The sequence below is a fragment of the Oscillospiraceae bacterium genome (genome assembly GCA_009780275.1).
Lineage (GTDB): Bacteria > Bacillota > Clostridia > Oscillospirales > UBA929 > WRAI01.
Genome location: WRAI01000011.1, coordinates 25,253 through 48,706, shown reverse-complemented (window position 1 = coordinate 48,706; position 23,454 = coordinate 25,253). Strand labels below are relative to the sequence as shown.

General features: G+C 49.7%; 21 protein-coding genes. 4 read left to right on the top strand and 17 right to left on the bottom strand.

Going from position 1 to position 23,454, the window contains the following annotated elements:
- Positions 1 to 11: 11 nt before the first annotated feature.
- Positions 12 to 1,172, top strand: coding sequence for a hypothetical protein (locus FWE06_04790; GenBank protein ID MCL2546496.1), 1,161 nt, complete (start codon positions 12 to 14; stop codon positions 1,170 to 1,172).
- A 57-nt stretch (positions 1,173 to 1,229) separates the two neighbouring features.
- Here the strand turns inward: FWE06_04790 and FWE06_04785 are convergent, their stop codons facing one another.
- The 14 genes from FWE06_04785 to hprK all read right to left on the bottom strand — a co-directional run bounded on the left by FWE06_04785 (position 1,230) and on the right by hprK (position 17,307).
- A complete protein-coding gene (locus FWE06_04785) occupies positions 1,230 to 4,661 on the bottom strand; it encodes a DNA polymerase III subunit alpha (GenBank protein MCL2546495.1) in 3,432 nt (1,143 codons plus the stop codon).
- Between the two features lie 3 nt (positions 4,662 to 4,664).
- Complete coding sequence (locus FWE06_04780) at positions 4,665 to 6,833, bottom strand: hypothetical protein (protein ID MCL2546494.1); 2,169 nt, start codon at positions 6,831 to 6,833, stop codon at positions 4,665 to 4,667.
- A 70-nt stretch (positions 6,834 to 6,903) separates the two neighbouring features.
- A complete protein-coding gene (locus tag FWE06_04775; GenBank protein ID MCL2546493.1) occupies positions 6,904 to 8,016 on the bottom strand; it encodes a methyltransferase domain-containing protein in 1,113 nt (370 codons plus the stop codon).
- Positions 8,009 to 8,887 carry an acyltransferase domain-containing protein gene (locus FWE06_04770; protein MCL2546492.1) on the bottom strand — a complete coding sequence of 293 codons (879 nt, stop codon included), beginning with the start codon at positions 8,885 to 8,887 and terminating at the stop codon, positions 8,009 to 8,011. The genes FWE06_04775 and FWE06_04770 overlap by 8 nt, the downstream gene beginning before the upstream one ends.
- A 40-nt stretch (positions 8,888 to 8,927) precedes the next feature.
- Positions 8,928 to 9,839 carry a DNA-binding protein WhiA gene (whiA, locus tag FWE06_04765; GenBank protein ID MCL2546491.1) on the bottom strand — a complete coding sequence of 304 codons (912 nt, stop codon included), beginning with the start codon at positions 9,837 to 9,839 and terminating at the stop codon, positions 8,928 to 8,930.
- Positions 9,836 to 10,753, bottom strand: a complete 918-nt coding sequence (gene murB, locus FWE06_04760) for a UDP-N-acetylmuramate dehydrogenase (protein ID MCL2546490.1) — start codon at positions 10,751 to 10,753, stop codon at positions 9,836 to 9,838. Before murB ends, whiA begins: the two co-directional genes overlap by 4 nt.
- A 65-nt stretch (positions 10,754 to 10,818) precedes the next feature.
- Entirely contained in the window at positions 10,819 to 11,298 is a 480-nt protein-coding gene (locus tag FWE06_04755) for a hypothetical protein (protein MCL2546489.1), read from the bottom strand.
- Positions 11,299 to 11,338: 40 nt separating this feature from the next.
- Positions 11,339 to 12,283 carry an ROK family protein gene (locus FWE06_04750; protein ID MCL2546488.1) on the bottom strand — a complete coding sequence of 315 codons (945 nt, stop codon included), beginning with the start codon at positions 12,281 to 12,283 and terminating at the stop codon, positions 11,339 to 11,341.
- Positions 12,284 to 12,346: 63 nt separating this feature from the next.
- Positions 12,347 to 13,726, bottom strand: a complete 1,380-nt coding sequence (locus FWE06_04745) for an ROK family protein (protein ID MCL2546487.1) — start codon at positions 13,724 to 13,726, stop codon at positions 12,347 to 12,349.
- A gap of 71 nt (positions 13,727 to 13,797) precedes the next feature.
- Complete coding sequence (locus FWE06_04740; GenBank protein ID MCL2546486.1) at positions 13,798 to 14,169, bottom strand: VOC family protein; 372 nt, start codon at positions 14,167 to 14,169, stop codon at positions 13,798 to 13,800.
- 91 nt (positions 14,170 to 14,260) lie between these two features.
- Complete coding sequence (locus FWE06_04735; protein ID MCL2546485.1) at positions 14,261 to 15,109, bottom strand: PIG-L family deacetylase; 849 nt, start codon at positions 15,107 to 15,109, stop codon at positions 14,261 to 14,263.
- A 40-nt stretch (positions 15,110 to 15,149) separates the two neighbouring features.
- Positions 15,150 to 15,566 (bottom strand): C-GCAxxG-C-C family protein, encoded by a 417-nt coding sequence (locus FWE06_04730; protein MCL2546484.1) that lies wholly within the window; start codon positions 15,564 to 15,566, stop codon positions 15,150 to 15,152.
- Entirely contained in the window at positions 15,566 to 16,339 is a 774-nt protein-coding gene (locus FWE06_04725) for a PHP domain-containing protein (protein ID MCL2546483.1), read from the bottom strand. The genes FWE06_04730 and FWE06_04725 overlap by 1 nt, the downstream gene beginning before the upstream one ends.
- A 5-nt stretch (positions 16,340 to 16,344) precedes the next feature.
- Complete coding sequence (gene hprK, locus FWE06_04720) at positions 16,345 to 17,307, bottom strand: HPr(Ser) kinase/phosphatase (protein ID MCL2546482.1); 963 nt, start codon at positions 17,305 to 17,307, stop codon at positions 16,345 to 16,347.
- Positions 17,308 to 17,451: 144 nt separating this feature from the next.
- Here hprK and dapF point away from each other — a divergent pair, with 144 nt between their 5' ends.
- Positions 17,452 to 18,231 (top strand): diaminopimelate epimerase, encoded by a 780-nt coding sequence (gene dapF, locus FWE06_04715; protein MCL2546481.1) that lies wholly within the window; start codon positions 17,452 to 17,454, stop codon positions 18,229 to 18,231.
- 16 nt (positions 18,232 to 18,247) lie between these two features.
- On the opposite strand, the gene FWE06_04710 is transcribed toward dapF, so the two are convergent.
- Positions 18,248 to 18,547, bottom strand: coding sequence for a PadR family transcriptional regulator (locus FWE06_04710; protein MCL2546480.1), 300 nt, complete (start codon positions 18,545 to 18,547; stop codon positions 18,248 to 18,250).
- A gap of 72 nt (positions 18,548 to 18,619) precedes the next feature.
- Between FWE06_04710 and FWE06_04705 the strand changes: the two genes are divergently transcribed.
- On the top strand, positions 18,620 to 19,945 hold the full coding sequence (locus FWE06_04705) for a hypothetical protein (GenBank protein ID MCL2546479.1): 1,326 nt from the start codon (positions 18,620 to 18,622) through the stop codon (positions 19,943 to 19,945).
- Positions 19,946 to 20,010: 65 nt separating this feature from the next.
- Here the strand turns inward: FWE06_04705 and FWE06_04700 are convergent, their stop codons facing one another.
- Both FWE06_04700 and FWE06_04695 read right to left on the bottom strand, forming a co-directional pair.
- Complete coding sequence (locus FWE06_04700) at positions 20,011 to 20,199, bottom strand: alpha/beta-type small acid-soluble spore protein (protein MCL2546478.1); 189 nt, start codon at positions 20,197 to 20,199, stop codon at positions 20,011 to 20,013.
- 72 nt (positions 20,200 to 20,271) lie between these two features.
- Complete coding sequence (locus FWE06_04695; protein MCL2546477.1) at positions 20,272 to 20,904, bottom strand: single-stranded DNA-binding protein; 633 nt, start codon at positions 20,902 to 20,904, stop codon at positions 20,272 to 20,274.
- A 329-nt stretch (positions 20,905 to 21,233) separates the two neighbouring features.
- On the opposite strand from FWE06_04695, the gene FWE06_04690 reads away from it, so the two are divergent.
- Positions 21,234 to 23,429, top strand: coding sequence for a UvrD-helicase domain-containing protein (locus tag FWE06_04690; protein ID MCL2546476.1), 2,196 nt, complete (start codon positions 21,234 to 21,236; stop codon positions 23,427 to 23,429).
- Positions 23,430 to 23,454 lie beyond the last annotated feature (25 nt).

Below are 23,454 nucleotides of genomic sequence, written 5' to 3'. Positions count from 1 at the left end.
TGGAGGCTGTTATGAAGAAAATTGCGTTGCTGCTTTCTTTGGTGTTGTTGGTGTCACTGCTTCTCAGTAGTGCGACCGCCAATGATCCTGTTGTCACACGTTCGTATGTTGACAATGTATTTGCGCCTTCTATTCGTGCGGCGGCAAACAATGCAATCCAAAGTGATATAGCGGCGACGCAATCACGCTTGCGCGATCAAATGTCAATGCTTTCAAATCATTTCTCTAACGCTAGCGCGGAAGAAATGATTGTGCAATCATCAAGCAATTTAATCCGTGATGCTATCCACCGCATGTCTATGGCACCCATGTCAACGACGCGCAATATGCTTATCCAACTGCCCGATGACATGACAATGGCGCTTGTCGTAGGCTCTACGTTTGTGTTAGAGCGTGGTCAGGCATATCTTGCAACAACTGCCATCAACTTAACCACAGGTATTGAGCAGCAACCGGGCACGGCAATGACTATCAACCATATTTACCTTACAGTTGAAGGCGGGCGCGCTGTGAACGGCTCTATCAATGCGGTGTTGCGCGTTGATGGCACCTATCGCTTTGAACGTACTTATCGAGAGCAATTTAGCGAACACGCGCACGCACTTCGCAGTTTAGGACTGTTCCGCGGGTCGCACAACGGCTTTGAGTTGAACCGTCCGTTGACGCGCGAAGAGGCTGTTATCTTTATGATTCGTTTCCTTGGCTTGGAAGAAGCTGCCGTTGAAGCCGACCTACCCAACCCGTTTGATGATCATCTGCCCAGTTGGGCACGGCCGCATATTGCCTACGCTCATCAACGCGGCTATGTGCGTGGCATGGGCGGCACGATGGAGGGACAATTTGGCTTTGGGCGATTGATTAGTATGCCGGAATTTATCACGTTGGTGCTGCGCACCTTAGGCTATACCGAAGAACAAGACGGTTTCCGCTGGACAACAGCACCGGATTTTGCCACTGAAATCGAACTCTTCACCTATGCTGAAATGACGGAATTCCGAAACCCGTTTATGCGCGATCATGTTGCTTATTTGGGGTTTTACTTACTGTTCGGTGAGCTTCGCGACGAAGATATAACGGTGCTTGACCGCTTGATTGAACGTGGTGTATTTACGATGGAGGAGGCAGAGGCTGCCATTGTGATGGTGACGATGGAGCGGATTGAGAGCGTTTAGCCGGAATTATATGATATTTGAAAGGCCTTGCTGTGCTTAAGCAAGGCCTTTGTCTATTTATATGTCTGTCAATTTCACATTCCCCTCCCCTGCCAGCTCTTGCAGCTTTCGCATTAACAACGGCGTAGGATAGCACTGCGCAGAAAACTTTTTCTTTGTTTCTTCGTCATAAATAACGGCAGGCCAAATTCCGGGAAATGATTTGAGCAGCGGCGGCAGGGCTTGGAAGGCTTCGCAACGCTGGTTGGGTATGCGGATATATAACTTTTGCGGCACTTCGCCCGTGAGTGATTGTAATGAATTGACCAAAATTTGCGGCGGCTTGTCGTCGCGAATGGATAGCCGACCCTCGCCCCAGATTGCCTTACCATTGCCGGCAATGTCTGATATTTCACGTAAGATTTTCGGGAAAATCATACATTCCAACGCACCGCTGTCGTCTTCAAGCATGAAAAACGCCATCAAGTCGCCGTTTCGTGTGTCTTTTGTTTTAAATGATGAGATAATGCCAGCGAATCTGACGATTTCATTATCGGAAAATCTATTTTCGCTCTCATCTTCTTGCTGGGTATCGAGCAAAATATCGCCCAATGATACCGGTGAAATTAACGCCAATTCGGTTTGATAATATTGCATCGGATGCCCACTGAGATATAGTCCCGTCACAGCCTTTTCGTGTGCCAATCGGTCAAAATCGTTGTATTCGGCGATGTTAAAGTGTGTGGGCTGAGTTGTTTCCTCGGCATCATCGAACATGCCCATTTGCCCGGCTACGTTTGCCTGTTTGTCACGGTTCAAGTCGGATAAAATGGTTGGCATAGCGTCCATCAAACCGCGCCGGGTCACGTCGAAGTTGTCGAATGCGCCGGAGAGAATCAACGACTCTAATGCTGTTTTATTGGGCGCAGCATGTAACATACGCTTACAAAAGCTATACAGATCGGTAAAATCACCTTTTTCATCACGCTCTTTTATTATGGCATCGACAGCGGCATGACCAAGGTTTTTCAAGGTCGCTAAGCCGTAACGAATACCGTCCTCTTCGCAAGAAAAATTTGCCGAACTCTTATTGATGTCCGGTGGCAAAATATCAATGCCCATCGCGCGAATCGACTTGATGTAATGGCTCACGGCATCGGGCGATTCGCCTGTTGTCAAGAATGCGGCAAAATATTCTTTGGGGTAGTGACGTTTTAGGTACGCCGTTTGGAAGGCAATTTGCGCATAACAGACGGCGTGCGCCTTATTGAATGCATAGTTAGCGAAACTGAGCATTTCATCGAAAATTAAATTGGCCGTCGCCGCCTCAACACCTCGTTTAACGCAACCGTCAATGCCGAGTTCCTCATTGCCGTGGATAAAATTTTGGCGTTCTTTTGCCAACTCGCTCATTTTTTTCTTACTCATAGCCCGGCGCACACTGTCAGCACGTCCCAAAGAAAATCCCGCCAAAGCTCTGAAAATCTCTTGAACTTGCTCTTGATAGACAATTACACCGTGTGTAAGTTGCAAAATATCGCGCAGCATGGGGTGGTGATAATGCACTTTTTCAGGGTTATGCTTGCTCTCTAAAAAACGCGGAATCTGTTCCATCGGACCAGGACGGAACAATGCTACTGCCGCCGTAATATCCTCAATGCTGCGTGGACCGAGGTTGATGCAGAGCCTTGTCATACCGGCACTTTCAAGCTGGAAAACACCTTCGGTATCGCCATGACTCAACATTTTGAATGTCTCTAAGTCGTCCTCCGGCACTTTCCCAATGTCAAAGTCGGGTGTGTGGATGCGAATAAGTGTTAGCGCATCATCAATAACAGTGATATTGCGCAGGCCGAGAAAGTCCATTTTCAGTAAGCCCAAGTCAGCAATAGTGTTCATGGAGAATTGCGTGACAATTGCCTCGTCATTCTTTGCAAGCGGCACAAGTTCGACGACGGGCTCCTGCGTAATGACGATACCTGCCGCATGTGTGCCGGCGTGGCGCGGAACACCCTCTAAGGCTTGTGCGGTAGTGACGACTTTGGCAATTTGTGGGTCTGTATCCACCAGTTGCCGCAGCTCGTTCGACTGCTTCAATGCCTTTTCCAACGTCATGCCGAGCCCAAATGGAATCAGTTTGGCAACTCTATCTATCTGCCCATACGGGACGCCCAGCGCTCGACCCACATCGCGCACGCCGCCCCGTGCCGCCATTGTACCGAATGTGATAATTTGCGCTACATGGTCGTGTCCATACTTTTCAATAACATAGTCAATAACCTCGTGCCGCCGTCGGATACAAAAATCAATATCAATATCGGGTAGGCTGACGCGCTCGGGGTTTAGAAATCGCTCGAAATAAAGCCCGTAGCGCATGGGGTCAAGGTGGGTGATGCCGAGGCAGTAGCTAACCATGCTGCCTGCTGCGCTCCCCCGCCCCGGTCCGACGGGAATGCCGTTGCGCTGTGCATATGCCATAAAGTCGCCTGTGATAAGGAAGTAGTCGTTATAGCCCATATTCGCAATAACGTCCAATTCAAACTGTAAGCGTTCGCGGTATCCGGCGTTGGCGTTGGGGTAACGTTCGGCAAAGCCTTCAAGCGCCAACTTTTTCAAATAGGTGGTTGAGTCACTCTCGCCCTCAGGCAATGAAAAGTGCGGCATATGCGTGGTATTAAAATCGAATTCAACATGACAACGCGCCGCAATTTTCATCGTGTTTTCAATGGCCTGCGGCATATCGGGGAACATGGCCGCCATTTCGTCGCCGCTTTTGACGTATAGGTCGGTGCAAGAAAATTTCATGCGGTCGGGGTCGTCAACTGTTTTGTTGGTTTGCACGCAGAGCAAAATATCCTGCACTTCGGCATCCTGTTCTTCGACATAGTGACAATCATTGGTGGCAACGAGCCCCAAGTCATGTTCCTGCGCCAGCCGTTTCAATCCGGCATTGGCGATTTTATCTTCGGGTTGTCCGTGTTCCTGTACTTCAAGGAAATAATGCTCACGCCCGAATATTTCGACCATTCGCCCAACTTCACGTGATGCGCCCTCGTAGTCGCGGTTGAGCAATAGTTGCGGCACAGCACCTCCCAAGCAACCTGACAGCGCAATCAAACCTTCATGGTAACGTTCCAGCAATTCGTAATCGACCCGTGCTTTGCCGTAAAAGCCATCGATAAAACCAAAGCTAACGATTTTACATAAATTGCGGTAGCCGGTATCGTTTTCGCACAGTAATACGAGGTGGTGTGATTCGCTGTCCTTGCCGTGTTCCTTATCGTGCCGCGAACGCGATGCAACGTAGACTTCACAGCCAATAATCGGCGTGATATCATTCTTGATCGCCTCGCGGTAGAAGTCCACCACGCCGTACATCACGCCGTGATCGGTGATGGCGACGTGCGTTTGTCCCAGCTCTTTGAGCCGCTTCATCAACGGCACGATGCGGCAATTGCCGTCGAGCAGGCTGTATTCTGTGTGTAAATGTAAGTGGGTGAATGGTGTCATAATTTACTCCCGTATAAACCGCAACCGATTGACTGTTACCGTCGCAGGTGAAGGACCGATGGCAAACACGCGCCAACCGTCCATGTAAACATCGTCGATTGGTGGCATAAGGAAATAATATTCGGTCGGCAGTTGGTCGCGGATATTCATTAAATCGTCCAGCCATACGCGCCCGACGTAACGCCCGCGCCGCAAATCGTCGCCGTCAAGGCCGCCCTCGTCTAAGGTGTTGAATTGCGCCATGACTTGTGTTATCGGTATGCGGTTTTGCGGCAAGGATGGTCCTTGCGTCAACAGAACAATGCTGGCGTTGTGGCTGACTTCAACGTCAAATTCCAGCACAATGTTGCCCCATTCACTGAGCGGAAAATGTATGCCGCTTCCCCACTTCAGCGCGCCGGTTGCCGCCGGCCATTGCCCTGCGGTGTTGCTGAAAATCAAGGATGGCACACCGTCAGCGTTGAGCGGCCCGTATTCGACGTTGACTATAGAGTTACCGGTGTGAATCGTCCATGCATCAATAGGAACGAGCGGGAGGTAATCGTAAACGCCTTGTGCGTGGACGACTATGCGGATTGGAAATATACCAAGTATTTCATCAGTATCGATATTAAATGCCTCAAATGTGGCTTCGTACACGCCAGCTGCCAGCCCATATGCAGGCCTTACACCTAAAACCCATTGCTCATCCAGTATATCTCCATCGGTAACACCCCATGTAAAGGCCTCTGGTGTATCGCCGGCAAGCCTGTAAGAAATTCTTAGTTCTTTACGATCATGCTCAATACCGCTAGTATTCCGAAACGTCACTGATTGAGTTTCAGGCAATTCATCATCTTCAACAATCGAAAAATCCATGCGCTCGACATTCTCAAACGTCACCGCGTCACGCATAACGACGTAATGCCCCACAAGATTATGCGATTGTCCGCCCATGCTGAATTCGTACGGCAAAAAGCCTGTTTCGCCTGGCATAACAGTAATTTCCGCAATGAGTTGGTCATGATCGAGCCAGTTGTTGATGTCGCTGAATGGCAATAATTGGAACGCCGGGTCGTTCAGCGGCGAATACGCGCCCATATAGGCGTTGCGCCCTGCGCCGCGCTCGATGTACGCCGCAAACACGCGCGGGACGCTGCTGTTGTTGGTAAAAAACATATAGTGGTGGTAAATTACGCCAATGTTCGCCCACGGCCATGACTGACCCGAGCGAATGTCGGGACGGTCGGGCGTCAAGACGTGTTCTTGGTCATTGTACAGTACCGTTAACGGCAAGCTGTCTTGGTTGACAACATAACGGTTGCGCGACACGGCATGCGTTGTCCAGCGATTGTCGACGTGACCGCTAATGCTGACAGGCATGCGCCCGGGCGCAGTTGTATCGTCAACCGTCCATGCCATGGTTGCCGCCACTTCGCCCAAATACGGCGAATAGCCCGTTGTACCGAGCCAATGCTTAGAGTTGGGGTATACTGTTTCAAATGGATCAAAATCGTTTAAGTTTTCCGTCACCCACGACATGACGCGCACTTCCAGTGGACGGCTACCATATACGCGCATTTTTCCGTCGAAAGTGCCGTTCATATGTGAGATGTGATTGGCAATAGGGTCCCATTCTGTCGTAAATGTTCGTGCGCCGTATTCTCTGCGTGGCAGGTCTTCGTTATCGGTAAAGAAGAGCCACATGCTGTCGCCCGCCGCAATTGTGTAGTCAGTACTCACGCCGGCGGTGTAGTACCACAGGCGGATGGTTTCGCTGTTGGTTGTCCAACCGAAAGACGCACCGTGGTTTTTTAGCGTCAGTGTTGCCGCTTGATCGTTGGGGTTATGGAAATGTATACCGTAATATATGCCTGTCCCCATGTAGTTATTGTGATAGAAGCAGAGGTGCAAAGAGCCATCAAATTCGCCTTCGTACAGATTGATACCAACCTCGGCGATATCTTGGCGGTCAATGGGTTCAGGTCCGTTGACAAAGAGGAATTTCCCGCCCTCGATATGTTCGTAATGAATCACCGCGGGTTGGTTCGCCACGGGTTCAGGCGGCTGCGGAATATCCGGCATAGTCGGCACAGGCGTAGGCGCAAGAAGCGGCGCATTGCTGCTGTTACACGCGGTGATTGGCAGCAACGCAATGGCAAGGATTGCGGTAAGTGTGAGGATTTTTTTCATAAAATTCTCCTTTGTAGGGCAAGGGCTCTGCTCTTGCTGTTTTTGGGTGACGGACGAACGCAGGCCGCCACTACGGTTTTTGCGCCGTGATTCGCTCCTTTGCGTGCTCGTGTGAAACGCCGCCGGGGTGCGCATCGCAAAATGTAAATTCTTCGTGCGAAAGTATTGTCCAGCCGTCATATTTCGCAGGCAATTCGCCTATGTCGAACAGGCTCTTGGTAAACGGCGCATTATCCGGCGTGGCAGGCACGCGGTTGGTGAACACGTCAACGAGGTTGTAGCCGCCCGATTTAGTGTGCGTTTGCATATTAGCAATAAACTTATCCCGCACAGCTTTCTCCGGCAAGTGCAAAACGCCGTGCGATAAAATCACGTCATAGTCACCGCCTAAAACGTAATCGCCAACATCGCAAGCCGTGAAATTGACAACAACGCCTTTATCAGCAGCAATGGCTTTCGCCTTTGCAATGCCCGCCTCAGACAAGTCAAATGCGTCGACTGTGTGTCCTTGTTCGGCCAAGAAGATAGAGTTACGTCCCTCGCCGCAACCAACGTCAAGAATGCGCGAATTAGACTTGAAGTTTTGATGAAAAGCCGCAACATCGGCAGTCGCGCCTTTCGAGAAAGTCGAAACATTTTTATCGTGATACCCGATTTCCCAAAACGGTTTATCGCAAAAATAAAACAATTCATCTATGTACGGGTATACGTGCTTGGGTATAAAAGTACCGTCTTCCATCATTTGCAAAATGGTTGATTTACTCGCCCACACGGCATCGCACGTTTCGTCGGGCAGCAGCACAACGTCATTGATATCAAAATCCTGCCGAAAGAGCCAGACATCGCTTATGTCGTTATGCTGCACTTCATAATGCTTTCGATTATATCGCTTAAACATCTGCCCGTTCTTGGGGTCAAGCGTCAGTCCAAGTTCTTCTTGCACTTCTTTACTCGCCGTTGTCAAGCTGTTGTCACCCGCGACCGCGCTGCCGCCGGTACATTCCCAGAGATTCGGCCACGGCTTGTTTGGCGTGCGTTTGGATATCAAAAACTCGCCTTGGGGGTTCATAATCCAAACGTGCACAATCAAGTGATATTCACCGTCCGCCATCGGTGCCCCGCGTTCCATCAAGCGCCCGGTTTTGTTGCCGTGCTCATCTAGCATATCCCACATTTCAGCCATGCACAATGTTCTCCCCATCAAAAATTAGAAGTCCACGCCCCAGGCCGGTCGGCAACCCTGCTCGCACGCGTTCGGCGAAGGCACGTTGCAGCGATGTGTCGGTTGGCCATTGCTCGGGCGGTAGTTTGCTTGCTGCGGCAAAAATACGCCAAGCATCGGGAAACCCGTCGGTTTCAACGTGTTCCACAATGGTAAAGTCGTCCATAAAGTCAAGGATATTTGAATTTTTCGGCAAGAAATTCTTGTGTTCCGGATAAAAAAGCCATGTGTCGCATATAATTACAAGTGGGCGGTACCCGTCCATGCCGGCGGTGAATTCGTAGGCTCTGCGATAGGAATCAAGCCTGACCGCTTTAGTCAAAGGTTCGCCCGATGACGGAATATGGCAGCTTAGTATGGGATACCCTTTTTCGATGTGCAAATCGCCGTTTTCGTAGGGCGTTTTCCACCAATACTTAGCAATATCATATTGCATCCGCCCTAAAGCGAACCGTTGCATACGATAAAAGCCGGAGAACCAACCAAAGACGAATGTGCCGATAATGCCATGTACTTCTTGGCACTCACGCATCTTGTATTTGATGTCCATCAGTGAATCCCAGAAAATCTCGTCACTGATTCCTTGCTCATCGTATCGCTCACGCAGCTTCTTCGCAGAAATCACCAACAAATAGAGTGCAAACGTATACTCATGAACACCCAACTCCTTGGCGCGTTGACTGGTTTTCTCAACCAATGTTTCTTCCGAAACATCGGCATTGAACAAGTCGTTCTGCAAGTCTTGCAACTCACCGTACTTTCCGCGCATATCCGCCATTACATTGCGTGCTTCCTGTGACATGTCGAGTTTGTCAAAAATCTGTTCCAGCATGATTATTTCTCCTCCCTGTTACGCCCCATATACGACAACTCTATTCTTTACTTAACTGTACAATTTTTCGCAACCGGTGGTTCAACGCTGATTTGCTGATACTCAAGGCCTCTGCCAGCTCCGACAATGACCATTCAGGGTTCTCCACACGCAACATGGCAGTCTTTTGTAAGTCTTCGGACAATGCTGCAAATGCCCCGCTGTCCATGAGTTTCTGTGTGGCAATGCGGTGCTGTGTCGCCGCCTCGACAATACGGGTGAGGTTGCCTGTTTCGCAGTTGACTTTGCGATTTACGTCATTGCGCAACTGCCGCTCCATCTGTGCCATTACGACCGTCATGTAGGCCGATTGCGCGCCCGCCAGCAGCAGCACATCGCCAATTGCCTCAGCCGCTTTGAAATAAATAACATAGCCCGACTTGCGTCGTGTCAGACGCGGGTCTAACGCCATCTCGCGCAACAACGCCAAAAATTCGCGCATAACGTAGTAATGGCTGCCCGAAATTTCAAGATGAAATTTTTCCGTAGTTGTCCGTAACTCATCTGTCATCGGCGCATTAACTGCCCCCGCCGATAGAAACGCACCGCGCAAGAAAGTACTGCGGCAACACTCGTCCTCCAACAACGCGTTATTGATGTGCAGTGCAATTGACATCGAGTGTCCGTAGTCATAAAGGTCAAACAGTGCGTACAAATGCGTTTTATCCCGCAATGACAGTACGGTTTTGCCGTCGCCCATGACTTTCTGCTCAAAAGAGAAGCCAAGCAGTTCTTGCGTCGTTTCTTGGAAAATAGAAACAATACAATCGTACTTCGTAACAATTTTTACCTCATTGCGTGAAAATGTATGGCCGAACAGCAATATACCATATAGCAATGCACGCCGACAGCACGGCCTGTCCGCAATCACGGCACACAGCTCTTGCTTGACTTGCTGGCTGAACGTTATCATAGGCCTAATTTGACCACTTCACATATCAACTCAACGCCTGTTTGTGCCTTAACGGTCGCTTTAATATGCATTTCCAAGGCAATCATATCCGCCGCCGTGGCGTTTCCGTAATTGATAACAAATCCAGCATGTTTTTCGCTCACCTGCGCGTCGCCTGTACGGTAGCCTTTCAGCCCGCACTCATCAATCAATGCCGCCGCGTAATATCCGGGCGGACGTTTGAAATAACTGCCCGCGCTTGGAAATTCCAATGGCTGGCTTTTTTTGCGCTTGCCTTGCAACTCTTCCATTCGCGCTTGAATGGTTGCCTTTTGGCCTCGTTTCAATTTGAAATGAGCGCGCAACACTGTCCAGTTTTTATCCATAAATATAGAATGTCGATAAGAAAATTGACATTCTTCGCCTGTCAAGTAAATTTGCTTGCCATCCGCGGTGACCGCATCAACGCCGCACACGATATCACTCATACAGCCATCATACGCACCGCCGTTCATTTTGACCGCACCGCCTACCGTGCCCGGGATGCCGTGTGCCCAAGCCATGCCGTCCAGGTTATGTTCTGCTGCGAAAATCGCTACACGCGAGAGCATTAAACCGCAGTCAGCAACAACACCTTCACCGTCGTTGCTGTCAAGTGATACTTCTTGCAAACCGTCTTTTGTCTTAATGATAACGCCTGACCAACCCTCATCGGCGGCCAGGATATTTGAGCCGTTGCCCAGCAGGAAATATGGAATATTTGCGTTGCGGCATAATTCCAATGCTATCAACAGCTCATCTACGGTTTGCGGCAACAACATCAGTGGTGCTGCGCCGCCGACGTGAAAGGTGGTGTGACGACTTAACAGCTCATCACGTAAGGCTTTTCGCCCCTGTGTTTCCCAAGCCGCCGTCACGTTTTGAATTGCATCCATAGCTACCACCTCTCCTTTCATGTTACGCGCAGGTGTGTTGATTTATACGCTGTGTTGGAAAATGCTTATACTATAAGGTATTCGGCTAACTTAAACCACTCAATTTTACAATGTTTTTCAAGTGCTTCTTGAAAAGACTTATTGAAATATAACTTAATAAATGGGTCAAAAACTTTCCCTATGCCGGAATAACCAATTCGTAGCTCGTGCTTTAGACGAACACCCTCATCAGTGTCATTTAACTCCAATTCCACTATCGCCGGAAGTCGCAATTTTGCTTTTTTCATCTGCCATTCGATTTTATTTGCGTGGCTTGCTGTAATCACAACTGCATAGAAAGTCAATCGGCGATTTTCACCCAAGTACTCATCCATAAAAACCACATCGCCGAGATGATTTTCCTTGCCGTGTTTAACGATGTGAAATTGCAAATGTTCCCCCGGCCACCATTCACTATATCGTTGGTCGCAAGGGTTACTCATAAAATCAAAAAATTGCTTCGCTGTCGCGTTTGGCACTGTTAATTCAACTGTATGACGAATCATATACTCACCTCAACACGCCTTTGCAAATATAAATTTTCTACTAACCCACTGCCACCAATGCTGCACCAATCACGCCCGCGTCATTGCCTAACGCCGCAGTGCGAATGACTGCCTTTTTCGCTGTCTTATTATAACTCTCACGTTCGACAATGGCTGTTAGCGGCACAATTAGCGCATCTCCCTCGTTAGCAATGCCGCCGCCAATACAGACGACTTCTGGTTCGAGAATATTGATCATATTTGCCAGCCCACAGCCAAGCATCTCCATATACTGCAACACAACGCCTTTTGCGATTTCGTCGCCGTCGCGCATGGCGTCAAATGCTGTCCGCCCGCTCACGCCGTCAAGTGTTTTTACTTGACGCCACAAGCGGCTGTCCGGATAAGCCTCCATAGCTTCGCGTGTCATGCGCATGAGTGCCGTCGCTGAAGCGTACGATTCCCAGCAACCTTTACGGCCGCAACCGCAAGGCTCGCCGTCATACACAATAACCATATGCCCAAGTTCGCCGCCGAGATGGTTAAAACCGGCATACACTTTGCCGCCGATGACAATGCCGCCGCCAACACCTGTGCCGAGCGTGATAAACAGCACATCGTCGCAACCTTTTGCGCTGCCAACTTTCGCCTCGCCGAGCGCAGCGGCGTTGGCATCATTTTCTAATGCAATTGGCACATCCCATTGCTTGCGCATCATGGCGGGCAGCTTGACAGGCTCTTGCAACGACGGAATATTGCAACAGTAAATCACGGTATCGGCATCCACCGAGCCGGGAAAGCCCAACCCAATAGCGTCAATGTCTGCCGTGTCAACGTTCGCTTTAACACAAGCTTCACGCGCTATGGCAATCAAGTCATCAGCCAACAATTGCGGGTCAGTGTCTTGGCGCGTGGGCAGGCTGGCTTTGCCCAGCAGTTTTCCCTCACGGGTCACTACGCCGGCAACAAGGCTCATGCCGCCAACATCTATGCCTATGGTGTACATGGAAAATCCTCCAAAATTAACGTAGGGGCGGGTGAACCCCGCCCCCCCTGCAAAGTCATTTATCTAGCCAATCGACGGCAACGCCGCCGCAGCTGCGCTTTGACCGACACGGCGCGTCTTTTCATCAGGCAACAGCAAATTCAAATCGGCGATTTCGGGGTAGTCGTCTTTAAGCACTTGACGCGCTTTTTCAATGACAATATCGCCGCCTTTGCCACTCATCACGCGCCCCAGCAACAACACGTGGCGCATGGGATAAATCGTGCGCCACAATGCCAGCGCATGACCAAGATACACACCAATCGAGTCAAAAATTGCGGCGGCTCTCGCGTCGTCGTCTTTCATTAGATTTTGCACAAAGGTCAATTTTTCTGCCGGTGTCGCATCAGCCGGCAATTCAATACCCGCTGCGGGGCAAAGTAGTGCCACGCCGTCTTGCGACATGCACTTTACACCGCAACCGATATCGCCCGACCACTCATCTTCAAAGGCATTATCTTGCCCGTCGACCGGCGCAAACGCCAACTCGTTAAGTCGTCCGGTAATATTACCGTTGCCGTCAATGTATCCCGCCGCAAGGCTTGTGCCCATGGCAATGCCAAGCACATTGTTTTCCCCAAGTCCCATTGCACCTGCCAGTGCCGTCACATCGCCGTCGTTTGCCACGACGAGCGGCACATCGCCGATTTCTTTGGCGGCGTTGATGTAAATATCCTTAACTACGCGCTCAAAATCATCGGGCTCGACTTTCAAGAACAGTGACGCAACTGCCGTTCGATTAGCCACATAAATGCCGGCTGATGACACGCCGATGGCATCGACACGTGGCATTTTACTGGCCGCAGTCTTCATGGCATCGACAATGCCATTGAAATGATACATCGGGTCAGCTGTGATTTTAGGATGCCAAACAACTTCTTCGCTGTAAATCGCCTCGCCATCAACAACTGCCGAGACTTTGCGGTCACTGCCGCCGGCATCAAAGCCAATGCGGCAGCCCGACAAGTCGCGTTTCAGCGCGGTGGTGACCTCGTGCGTTTGCGGACGCTGCCCGTACGGCAAGCTGTTCACCTCAAAATCACGTTCGTAGACCCGCGCCATAAAGGCGTTGTCGAATGCGCGCTTGCCCGTTGGGCTGTATTGCTCTTTAATGTGCGCGGCAATGCTGTCGCTGCCGCAAACGGTGATTCTAAACCCGCCAATCGCCCACAGCAGCAGTTTAACCATGCGTTCTGCATAGGCGTTGTCGGCGTCGTTATGCTTGCCATCACCAATAATTTTGGTTTCCAATGTAAAAACTTGTCCATTCTCACGCTCGATGGCGATGGCGAACGGTTGGGTCGCTAGCTTGGCGTAAGCGCGATTGTACGCCGACAGTGGCACAAAGCCGGGATTCAGTGCGGGAATGTGTTTGACATTGATGTCAATTCCATGGTGTTGCATAATAGTTTCTCCTTAATTGTAATGTTTACTCATCCTGAACCGGTAATGCAGAAAATGCTTATTAGTGGATATTATTCTTTGACTGTTGATAAACAAAAAGGATGTCCGGCAGGGTCAAACATCACAGTCGATGTATCAAAGAATTGAATCTCAGATTTTTTTGCGCCATGATATAAAGCCAATTTTTCAACTTCTTGCAAATTGTCCACAAAGAAATCTATATGCGCCATTTGTTGTTGTTTTCCGTTTTCCCATGGCCAAACAGGCGGCGTATAATCCTCCACAGTTTGAAAAACTAACAAAATGCCTTCCGGCGTACGAAGACCTGCCCACTCATCACCAGAGAGTTCCTCTCTTGTCCAGCCTGATATGTTCATATAAAAATCAGCTAATTCATTAGCGTTTGGGCAATCAAACGAAATACCGAGTATTGACTTTATCATCTTTTTATCCTATCTACCTACTAATACAAATTTTCACTTCACCTCAACACGCGCGGGCGAACAGTGTTCGCCCCTACGATGGTTCGGCAATTTACTTCATCCGTGCAAGCCTATCCTCAACATCAACACGCATACTATCGATATGTGCTTTGATGAAGTCGACCGGGCAAATGGTGTCATCTAAAATCAACGCTGTGATATCAAGCGCGTAGCTGCAACTATTACAGGTATCAACGGCGTGCGAGGCGAAGAATGTTGCGTTGGCAACTCGACGTCCGATAGCGGCTAAATCATATCGCTTGCCGCCTGCGCACTGTGACTCGAATACGGCTAAAATATCCGATGCCAATTGCGGCTCGGGGTCAGTGTTAAACACAACTTTGTCGCTGTCAAGCAGCCAGTCTAAGCCGCGCCAAACTTCCATGCTGTACAGTTTCTTTGGGCGCAATTCCATTGGCAGTGAACGGATAGCTTCGATTGTACGCAATGCTACGCCAACGTGTGTATCGTGTTTGTCGGCTAAATTGTGCGTAAACAAAAACTCCGGCGCACAGGCTTTAATAATTGCCGCTAGTTCTTCGGCGCACTGTCCGTCGCCCGATGCCTTTGCCGCTTTGCTTGGATAGCCGAGTTGCAGCATAGCACTGTAACGCCCCATTTTTGCGGCGGCGTCCTGCTCTTGGCGGCGTACAAGCTGCATATCCTCATCGGTCATCGAGGCATATTTTCCGTCCCGCGGTGAGCCTGCGCCATCAGTGATAACAACAGCGCTGAAAAACTTATTGCTGTCGTTGTAGCACTCGACAATGGGGCCGTATGCCATGATTTCCACGTCGTCTTGGTGTGCTGCAATGCACAGGTGTGTCGTGCGTTGCATAGCCGCCGCCGCACCCGAACCATCGGGGATGTAGATGTGACCTTTTGCATTTTTGAGTTGCATGAGATGTTCCTCCTGATATATATCTTTTATAATGTAACGCTTAATACCCCAGCTCAACCAGTATATCCGCCGCACTGACAACCATATCAACGCAAATCGTTCTAAACATATTTTCCTCAATGGCCTTTGCTCTGCCTTCGGGGGTTGAGATATCATAGCCAAGCAAATCGCGGCAAGCTAAGTGCTTGTTTTCTTCCTTGAACTTCGCCGTGAATTCTTCTGTTCGTTCATAACAAAACCTCTTGGTGTGGCCGTATTTCAGGCCGATTACCAACACCGCGCCCGCCACTGCACCACAGACCTCACCGCTTCGCATCCCGCTGCTGAGCCCGCCGGCAATTTTTAATGCCGTGTCTTTTTCCAGTCCATAGTCCTCGGAAAATGCACCGAAAATTGCTTGTCCGCAATTGAAACTGTTGTGGAAGAGATCGGCGGCGATTTCGGCCTTTTTGCTCACTATATATTCCTCCTCCGCCTCGCAAGCCACGCCCGAAACCTCGTTTCATTGGTATTCAATACCAAATCTTCGGGAAAGCCAATCTCTTGCAGCAGGTCCATCGCCAAATCAACATTGCCGACAAATCGTGCATCATGCGCGTCACTATTAACGATTACAGGACAATCATATTTGGCGCACAATTTCAACCAATGCTCAAATGTTTCGCGTGACTCACGCCCAAAGCGGAGCGACGTGTTGTTAACTTCCAGCACTGTGTCAGTGCGCACACACGCGCGTACTATGGCATCGTAACCAATATTATAATCGCTTTGCCCAACATGTGCAATACCGTCAATATGCGGGTGTTCGCAAGCTTTAATCCAATCGGCAGTCACGACTTCACGGTCATCCGACGGCGGGTAACACCATTGATGCTGCGAGCAAAGCACAAAATCCAGCTGCGCAAGAATATCATCGGGTAAATCATAACCATTTGGCATCATGTTGAGTTCAATGCCGCCAAGTACTGTCACACCGTCAATTTCGCGCGGATAATTTTGAGAAATATCAACGAAATATTCAAGCGGCGGCGCGTCATGCACATCGGGACCGTGTTCGGTGATGGCAATAATGCTCAGCCCTTTTTGTTTTGCCGCAGCGGCAGCTTCTTCAATCGTGGGCGTAGCGTGCCCGCAGGCGTTAGTATGTATATGCAAATCGGCAATCAATTTATTGTTGGTTTTGCCGTGGCGGAGACCGCGCTCTTCGCCTAAGGCAAAATCATGCATCATCACGTTCAAGACGATTGCCCCCAGTCGTCGCTGCCATCCTGTCCGAAATGGCGGCTGATTCTGTCGGTAAACTCCTTAGCGGCATTGTAGCCCAACTTTTTATGCCGCAAATTCATAGCGGCAACTTCAATGATAATAGCCAAATTTCGCCCCGGCTTGACAGGCACTTCCAGTTTGGGAATCTCCACGCCGAGGATCTCAGTTGTCATTTGGTCGAGCCCCAGCCTGTCATACTGCTTCTTATCATCCCACATTTCAAGGTGAATCACCAAGTCGATTTTTTCGCTCTGATTGACTGCGCCCATGCCAAAAATGCGGCGCACATCCACCACACCAATGCCGCGCAGTTCAATATAATGCCGAATCAGCTCAGGCGCGCTGCCCACAAGGCTAATGGCCGACACGCGCTTGATTTCTACAGCATCGTCGGCAATCAGCCGGTGCCCGCGTTTGACCAGTTCAATTGCCGTTTCGCTTTTGCCCACGCCGCTTTCGCCAAAGAGCAAAATACCCTCGCCATAAACCTCAACCAACACACCGTGCCGCGTCACACGCGGTGCCAGTGACACTTTGAGTGACGCCACCATGGCACTCATGATATACGCCGTCGATTCCTGCGTTTGCAACAACGGCACTTCATATTTTTTTGCAGAGGCAAGACACTCAGAGCATGGTTCTATGCCTCGACTGACAATCAGTGCCGGAATTTTACGCGAAAAGAGCGCGTCAAAATTCTCACGCCGCTGCTTGGGTGTCAAAGTCTCTAAATACGTCGCCTCCACTTTGCCCATAATCTGTAGACGTGACGGCTCAAAGTAATCAAAAAAACCGGTCAACTGCAACCCGGGACGGTTGACATCGTCGGTAGTAATCTCAATATCGGCGATATGCGGTGGTTCATGCAGCACCGTTAAATTAAATTCTTTAATGAAGTCTGTCAGCTTGACACGATAAGGCGCTTCAGTCATTTGATTCACATCCTCTGATTGTTTCACTTTTGCCATTATACGGCAAAACACAAGAAAAGGCAAGAGCAAGTTTTCTGCCTTGAAAAGATTTCTATACTATGTTACAATGAATATAACATACGTTTATATTTTGGAGGCAACGCTATGCACTTTGTTAAAATGTATGCCTGTCAGCATGACATTGCTTTGCTTGACGGCATCACTTCGTCTGTCGATGAAAGTGTACTTGCGGTGCCATACCTTTGTGATCGGCGGCTTGGCATAGGCGCGCAAACCCTTGTAGTTGTGCACCCGTCTACGGTGGCACACGCGCGCATTTCAGTGTATACGAGTAACGGCGCGGCCGTCATACTCTGTGGCGACTCAATACGCTGCGCGGCAAAGTTTCTCTACGATGACGGACACGTCAGCAATACCGCCATGACCATCGAAACATATCACGGTGTCAAGGAAGTGTTGGTCACACCATCCAGGAGTGAAGAGGCGTACAGCGTAACCATTGACTTGGGGCAGGCGCGTATGACCAAGCCTCCCATTTATAACCCATATCTCAAGATGAATTGCGTTAGTCTCGGTGAGCGATATATATTCATGGAGGAAGACAAACTGTACAGCGAGCCTGTTGAGTCACTCGGTCAAAAGCTGTCACGCGACCCATCACAGGACGGCGGTATCGACGTTGGCTTTGTTTCAGCGAGTGACCTCAAGACTTTAGCGTTGCGTCTATGGAACCGCACCGGTAACGAAACATTCAGTGACGGCACTGCCGCTGCCGCCGCTGCTGCGCTGATGATTGACAAGCGAAAATGCCAGCCGTCAGTCACCGTCCGTATGGCCGGCGGTGACATCACCGTCCACCAAGACGACGAGGGGCATTTATTTTTAACAGGGCAAGTTTGCTACGCATTTCGCGGCGAGATTTAATGTAAGTGTGCCACCGCTACATGATATGTTGCACCACTGCTATCACCTCTTGCCAATCACGCCGCATTTCCGCCAAGCACCGCAATCCAGCAGGCGTAATTTCATAATATTTCCGCATGCGACCGTTGTACGGACGATGATAAGTCGTCAAGCAGCCCGATTGTTCCAGACGGCGCAACACCGGGTACAATGACGAGTCGCTTACATCTATAAGTTCCCGCATATCAGCTGTAACAGCATATCCGTATGACTCTTTTTCTTCCAACAGCTTTAAGACACAGGCGTCAAGTAAGCCTTTTTTTATTTCTTTGTTCATTTTCAATACCCCCTGCTAACGTATTATACATCAAGCAATATTATTTATCAATGCAACTTTGGGAGGCTTCTTATGAAAAAACGCACACTCGCACTGTTCCTGACCATCCTTTTTACGTTGCTTCCCCTTTTTGGCTGTCGTGACATCAGCGAAAACGGCAACACTGTTGCAGCCCCGGTCAATGACACAGGGCTGCACAATCCCGACCTCAACCCGCAAACTGCCGCCGGGGTGGCGCAGGGCGCAAACGACTTTGCGTTTCGGCTGAGTGCCGCGCTGGCGCAAGAATTAGGCGATGAAAATCTGATCGTATCTCCCTACTCGGTTTGGTTGCCGCTTGCTGCGCTGCTCAATGCCACCACCGAAGCCCATATCAACGAACTACTCGAAGCCCTCGGCATTGCGGGCATTTCCGTTGACGATGTCAACCGTGCCGCCGCCCGTATGCTCTTCTCCCTCAACCGCGAGAGCGCCCGTCAGTCCGCCGAAGAAAACGACTGGCTCGACGAGTTCCATAACCCGCTCCGCATTGTCAACGCCATTTTCGTTGACGACAGCGTCAGATTGCGGCAAAACTTCGCGCAGATATTTATGGACTACTTCCGCGGTGCAGCGTTTAATGTCAATTTCAGCTCACAAATCGCTGTCGATGCCGTCAATACTTGGGCGTATGAGCAAACGAACGGGCTGATCCGTGACATTATTGAAGAATTCAGCCCATATGCCATTGTCGCCATTGCCAACGCCATCTACTTCTCCGATCGTTGGTCGTGGGAATTTAGTCCTTCGGCAACCATTGAAGACATCTTCCACGCGCCGTCGGGCGAAACAACAGCGCACTTTATGGTGCGGCAAGGCGACGGGCAATTTTACTTCGAGGATGCCTATTTGCAAGCTACACAACTCCGCTTTACACACGGCGGCGGCATGATGGTTCTGCTGCCCCGTGACGGCGACGCCAACAACCTGCTTGCCGGCATGACCAACCAACGCTTTGAGCAAATTCGCGCAGACGGTGATTCCGATGCCACAGGACGGTTGCTCTTGCCCCGCTTCTCCCTCGAAAACCGGCTTGATGGTTTAGGAGAAACTTTGGACGCCTTGGGCGTTCCCTTATTCAACCCACTCACCGGGCCGACAATAGGCGGGTTGATTGAAAGTGGCGACTTTGTACGGCTTGGCCAAGTCGTGCAAAAATCCGTGATTGAAGTCGACGAAAAAGGAACAACTGCCGCCGCTGTAACAGTGATGGAGGCTGTTAATGACGGCATCCCCGAGGAGCCGGAACCAGCTATACCCTTTGAAATGATTTGCGATCGACCTTTTGTCTTCGTGCTGTACCAGTGGGCAGACGGCGGTGCGCAAGTGCTGTTTACGGGCGCGGTTAACCAACCATAACCTAGGGTTATACCGTAATAAAAAACCGCCCTCACGGGCGGTTTTTTATTACGGTAGGGCGTGAGTTACTTCATGCCTTGTTCGTAGCTTTGAATCATTTTTTTGACCATTTGGCCGCCAACCGATCCGGCTTGGCGTGCTGTCAAGTCACCGTTGTAACCTTGTTTCAAGTTAACGCCAACTTCGCGGGCAGCTTCCATTTTGAAGCGGCTGAGCGCTTCTTTTGCTTCAGGTACAAGAGCTTGGTTAGCCATAGTATTTATCTCCTTCTGATGTCAAAAGGCATTGCGCGATGATAGTGTGTGCCATCACATTGTGCTTTATACTCAGTGATATCCTTCTTCGTTGCCAATTATTTCATCAAATATCTCAATTTTCCCAATCGATACTTCGTATGCTATTTTTTCTACTGTTATACCATCTTCTATTTTTTGATATGTACGGCTTTGTATGCGCCCTTCAATCGATAATTTCGTTCCAATTTCACAATCGGCGAATTCACGCGCTTGCCCACCCCATACAATACACGGAAGATAGTCGGCGCGTCCGTAACGACGGTTGACTGCCAAAAGCATATCGCAAATTTCGCGCCCTAACGGCGTTTTACGAAAAACAGGTGCTTTGCATAGCGTTCCGCATAATGAGACAATATTATGTGGCTCGCCTTGGCTGTGTATAATACTTTGCGCCAACACCGTAATAATCAAACGATTGCCAATGCCGCTCTTGTTGTTATACGATCGCAACGCACCCTGCACGGCAATCGTGTCGCCAATGTCAACGGCAGCTTCTTTTAACATTGATTCCGGGCAAATGATTTTCACATAATCGTCAATACCTGACAAGCGACGGCTTTCCAACACAAAGCCATAAAACGTTTCGCGGTGTGTCGTATGCGACACTTGCGGCGCGCTGATCACCTTGCCGCAAAGGGTGACGGCGTTTATATTCCAATTCATGTTATTGCCTCTCTTCTCGTTCGCTAGGACAGTCTATGAGGCAACTACGCTGTTTATGCGTGGGCGAATCGATATATATACCATTCTCCGAGGCGTTTTTCTCCGATTAGCGAATAAGCAAGTACCTTAATACAATAGACGGCTCAGCATTATTTAGCAGAAACTCAATGATTTTTTCTTTCATGCCAACTTCCCCAAATAAAGATTTCCCGCCTTCTCATTAGCGAAACAGCCGTATCATAATGCCGAGCCGATGTCAAGTTTTTTGTTTGCAAGTATTGTCATTTTGTGATAGAATAACAAATATATCCATTTGACAGGAGAACATTATGCAAACCGAACACTCTGCCCCTACCTTAAATGACAAACAACAACAGGCCGTCGACCATGTTGACGGCCCTTTGCTCATTCTCGCCGGTGCCGGCAGCGGCAAAACTACAGTGCTTATTGAACGCGTTGCAAATATGATTGAACGCGGCGTCAAGCCGTGGCAAATTTTGGCGATTACTTTTACAAACAAAGCCGGCGGCGAGATTCGCGAAAGGCTGGAAAAGCGCGTTGGCGAGCAAGCCGCCGACGTTTGGGCGCATACGTTTCACTCAGCGTGTGTGCGTATTTTGCGGCGCGACATTGACCGTGTGGGATTCACTCGCTCGTTTTCTATCTACGATGCTGACGACAGCCAGCGTGTGCTAAAAGCCATCATGAACGAGCATAATATCGACCCAAACGACTGTCCGCCGCGCGCTGTTTTGACCGAAATTTCCAAGGCGAAAGACCAGCTGCTTGCGCCCGAACAATACGCCCAATTGCACGACGAAACGGCGTTTGAACAAACTATCGCAAAACTCTATAAACATTACCAAAAGGCATTGCGTGACGCAAATGCGCTTGATTTTGATGACATTTTGTGCCATGCTGTCAACTTATTGCTGACCAACGAAGACTTGCTTGATTACTATCGCGCAAAGTTTCGCTATATTATGATTGACGAATATCAGGACACCAACCATGTGCAGTATTTGCTTGCATCGGCGCTGGCAGACGAACATCGAAACTTTTGCGTTGTCGGCGATGATGACCAAAGTATTTACCGTTTTCGCGGCGCAACTGTCGAAAACATTTTGAACTTCCAAGAACAATATCCCGACGCCCTTGTTGTGCGCTTGGAAGAAAACTATCGCTCAACCGGCACGATTTTGCGCGCGGCTAACGGCTTAATTGCCAAAAACAGCCAACGTCTGGGCAAAACGTTGTGGACAAGCCAAGGCGACGGCGAAAAAATTGCATGGCATTGCGTGGATAACAGCGATTATGAGGCCTCAACCGTTTGCAACCTAATTATGAAAGCCGTAGGCGAAGGTGCAAAACTGCGCGAATTTGCCGTACTGTACCGCGTTAACGCGCAAGCAAATAAAATTGAGGAATCTTTGCGGCGTAACGCCATCCCCTATCGCATTGTCGGCGGCACGCGATTCTTTGACCGCTTGGAAATCCGCGATATGCTGGCGTATTTGCATGTTATAAATAATCCGCAAGACACGTTGCGTTTGCTGCGTATTGTCAATACGCCGTCGCGCAAAATCGGGCAAACATCCATCGACACAGCGCAAGCACTTGCTCTGCAAAACGGCATAACATTGTACGAAGTTCTCGCCAAAGCATACGCTTACCCTGAATTATCGCGTGTGCAAAACGCCATGATAAATTTTACAACAATGCTGGGCGATTTGCGCGACAGCGAATTGCCGCTTGACGAGCTATACGACGCATTGCTGCAAAAAACAAAATATTGCGAATTCTGGGAAGCCAAAGACGACCCTAAAGACAAAGAGCGCGCCAACAACGCCCGCGAATTAAAGTCGAGCATTACTGCGTACATAGAGCGTTGCGCCGAGCAAGGCGAAACGCCTGCATTGTCAGGTTTCCTCGAAGAAGTTGCACTTTTTACCGACCTTGAAACGTATGACGAAAACAGCGATGCCGTCGTGCTGATGACTGTGCATAGTGCCAAAGGCTTGGAGTTTGATCGTGTGATGCTTGTGGGATTAGAGGAAAATATTTTCCCATCCCCACGCTCTGTATATGAGCAGGTTCAACTCGAAGAAGAGCGGCGGCTCTGCTATGTCGCCGTAACGCGAGCGCGGAAAATATTGCATTTATTTTCTGCACAATCGCGTATGTTGTACGGGCAAACAACGTTTAATCAGCCGTCACGGTTTATCAGCGAAATACCGCAGGACTGCGTTACCGTACACGAAAACCGTCAAACGCAACCCACCATCCGCGATGTTTACAGCCCGTCACGCCCTACGCGGTCAGCGATTCCTGCAGCAAAACCAAGCACACCGTTGCCCGATTTTCAACCGGGAATGCGCGTAACACACACGGCGTTCGGCAACGGTATGGTCATCAGTGCACGCCCAATGGGCGGTGATTGCTTGCTGGAAATCGAATTTGACGACAAGGGCAAAAAACGACTGATGGCGAAATCGGCGATGGCGTATTTGTCGGTTGGCGGGTAGGTGGTTTAGCGCAACTTTTTTGTGT